This window comes from uncultured Jatrophihabitans sp. (genome assembly GCF_964244045.1).
In the GTDB taxonomy this organism is placed as follows: domain Bacteria; phylum Actinomycetota; class Actinomycetes; order Mycobacteriales; family Jatrophihabitantaceae; genus Jatrophihabitans.
In genome coordinates this window covers 1-2,787 of the sequence record NZ_CAXTHK010000079.1, presented here as the reverse complement: position 1 = coordinate 2,787, position 2,787 = coordinate 1, and the positions used below count along the sequence as shown (strand labels likewise).

The window sequence follows — 2,787 nt, the reverse complement described above, 5'->3', positions numbered from 1 at the left end:
AACGAAGCTGGTTCCGTTCGGCGCGTTCGTCCGCGTCCAGGACGGCATCGAGGGCCTGGTGCACATCTCCGAGCTGGCTGAGCGCCACGTCGAGATCCCCGAGCAGGTCGTCCAGGTCAACGACTCGATCATGGTCAAGGTCATCGACATCGACCTCGAGCGTCGCCGCATCTCGCTGTCGCTGAAGCAGGCCAACGAGGGCGCCCTCACCGACGACTCGTTCGACCCGGCGCAGTACGGCATGGAAGCCCAGTACGACGACAAGGGCAACTACATCTACCCCGACGGCTTCGACCCCGAGACCAACGAATGGCTCGAGGGCTACGACGAGGCTCGCGAGGCCTGGGAGAAGCGCTACGCGTCCGCCCGCGAGCGCTTCGAGGCGCACAAGAAGCAGCTCGAGGACGCTCAGAAGGCCGACGCCGACGCTGCTTCGGACACCGGCGAGTCCACCTCGTACAGCTCTGACGCCGCCAGCACGGGTGACGCTCCGACCGACGGTGGCGGCTCGCTCGCATCCGACGAGGCGCTCGCCGCGCTGCGGGAGAAGCTGGCCGGGCGCTAAACGCACAGAACGACGACGCGCCCGCAGGCAGCACGCCTGCGGGCGCTTCGCTGTCTCCGACGTCGGGTCGCTAGCGTCTGGCTATGCGCATCGGATTGACCGGCGGAGTCGGGTCAGGCAAGAGCACCGTGGCCGCGCTGCTCGCCGAGCGCGGCGCGGTGATCATCGACGCCGACGCCATCGCCCGCGAGGTGGTGGCCAAGGGCACCCCGGGCCTGGCCGCAGTCATCGAGGCGTTCGGCACGCAGGTGCTTACCGCCACGGGCGAGCTCGATCGGCCGGCCATGGCGTCGATCGTCTTTACCGACGAGGACAAGCTGGCCGCACTCAACGCGATAGTGCATCCGCTCGTCGGCGCCCGGGTCGCCGAACTGCTGGCCGGTACCGGGGCTGACGACATCGTCGTCAACGACGTCCCGCTGCTCGTCGAGACGAATCCACAGGCTGAGGGCTTCGACCTGGTGATCGTCGTCGAAGCGTCGCTGTCGACGCGCCTGGAGCGCCTGGCGAGCCGGGGGATGGCCGAGCAGGACGCGCGGGGACGAATGGCACGCCAGGCCAGCGACGAGCAGCGTCGCGCAGCGGCCGACGTCGTCATCGACAACGACGGTTCGCTGGATGACCTACGCGCAGAGGTCGACCGTGCGTGGGCCCGCGTCGAGGCACCTGGTTTGAAGCGTGCGAAGCCGATCGAGTAGTGTCGACCCCTGGCGCGCGGCACGAAATTGTCGCGGGTTTGCGGACGTAGCGCAGCTGGTAGCGCATCACCTTGCCAAGGTGAGGGTCGCGGGTTCGAATCCCGTCGTCCGCTCGGATGGCGCCGTCAGGCGCCTCACGGTGGCGTGGCCGAGAGGCGAGGCAACGGCCTGCAAAGCCGTGTACGCGGGTTCGAATCCCGCCGCCACCTCGCAGCACAACCACCGAGCAGGTGGACATAAGGGCGATTAGCTCAGTGGGAGAGCACTACCTTGACACGGTAGGGGTCACTGGTTCAATCCCAGTATCGCCCACTCTGGAGGCCCTGGATATGCCGGCCGATAACGCTTTCGGTCCGGATGTCGTGCCAGATATCGGTCCAGCGGTGGTGTAGCCGCAGCTCACCGCACTGGCTGGTTTGCCGTGTCGCCGTCCCCCGGCCTAGGTTGCTGAGATCGAGTCAACGTCGTCAGCACGGGACGTGGCAGAGCCTGTCGAGAGGGGAACTGACAGTGACCCCCTCACACGGTTCGACGCGCCTACGCTCGGGAAGATGGCCACCTCCGAGGAGTTGCGCGAGTTCCTCGCCACTCGACGCGCCCGCATCACCCCTGAGCAGGCGGGGCTCCCGTCGCTGGGGCATCGGCGCGTGGCTGGCCTGCGGCGTGAGGAGGTCGCCACGCTGACCGGGGTGTCGTCGGAGTACTACACGCGCCTGGAACGCGGCAACGCCAACGGCGTCTCGGAGTCAGTGCTCGAATCCCTGGCCCGGGCGCTGCAGCTCGACGACGCCGAACGCGCGCATCTCTACAACCTCGTCCGGGCCTCGACGCCGGCGGCGCGAGCCACCCGCCGACCGTCCACTTCACGTGTGCGACCGGCCGTCCAACGGCTGATGGACCGGATGACCGACGTGCCGGCGTTCATCCAGAACGGCCGCCTCGACATGATCGGCGCCAACACGCTGGCCCGCGCTCTCTACTGCGACCTCTACGACGGACTCGGTGTTGACGAGCGCACCGGCGTCCCGAACCACGGCCGGTTCGTCTTCCTCGACCCCCGGGCGGCCGACATGTACCCGGACTGGAACAAGGCGGCCGGCGACACCGTCACTCAACTGCGGGCCGAGGCCGGCCGTCGCCCCGACGATCGTGACCTAACATGCTGATCGGTGAGCTGAGCTCCCGCAGTCCACAGTTCGCCGCGCTCTGGGCCACCCACAACGTCCGCTGGCACACGACCGGCACCAAGAAGGCTCACCACCGCGTCGCCGGAGATCTCGAGCTCGACTACGAGGCCATGGAGCTCGCGGCCGACCCCGGCCACGTCCTGGTCACCTTTACCGCCGCAGCCGACACCACATCGGCGCAGGCGCTGGCGTTCCTCACCAGCTGGGCCGGAAGTGCAGACGACGTGTCCCGCGTCGGGCGGTCGACCAGCCGCATCGCCCAACGGGTCGCACCCGACCGATTGATCTCCACCGTCGACCCCGAGACCCGGCACGCGCACAAGACGGTGCACCGCCG

At 68.4% G+C, this 2,787-nt stretch carries 2 protein-coding genes, 3 tRNA genes and 1 pseudogene; all 6 read left to right on the top strand.

The genetic code is table 11. The features are described 5' to 3' along the window. Positions 1-565, top strand: a 565-nt coding sequence (locus tag ACFFC4_RS22175) for a S1 RNA-binding domain-containing protein (RefSeq protein ID WP_375504928.1), incomplete at its 5' end; no start/stop codon positions are given. An 83-nt stretch (positions 566-648) separates the two neighbouring features. Next, positions 649-1,263, top strand: a complete 615-nt coding sequence (gene coaE / locus ACFFC4_RS22170; RefSeq protein ID WP_375504926.1) for a dephospho-CoA kinase — start codon at positions 649-651, stop codon at positions 1,261-1,263. A gap of 40 nt (positions 1,264-1,303) precedes the next feature. Next, positions 1,304-1,376, top strand: a tRNA-Gly gene (locus tag ACFFC4_RS22165). 25 nt (positions 1,377-1,401) lie between these two features. Next, positions 1,402-1,472 (top strand) — tRNA-Cys (locus tag ACFFC4_RS22160). 31 nt (positions 1,473-1,503) lie between these two features. Further along, positions 1,504-1,575: transfer RNA gene (locus ACFFC4_RS22155), tRNA-Val, on the top strand. 239 nt (positions 1,576-1,814) lie between these two features. Further along, positions 1,815-2,677, top strand: a pseudogene (locus tag ACFFC4_RS22150) (helix-turn-helix transcriptional regulator); the annotation flags it as partial. Between the last annotated feature and the right edge of the window lie 110 nt (positions 2,678-2,787).

Excerpts from the sequence above, each read along its gene's own strand:
- coaE (WP_375504926.1), top strand. The coding sequence starts at position 649 with ATGCGCATCGGATTGACCGGCGGAGTCGGGTCAGGCAAGAGCACCGTG.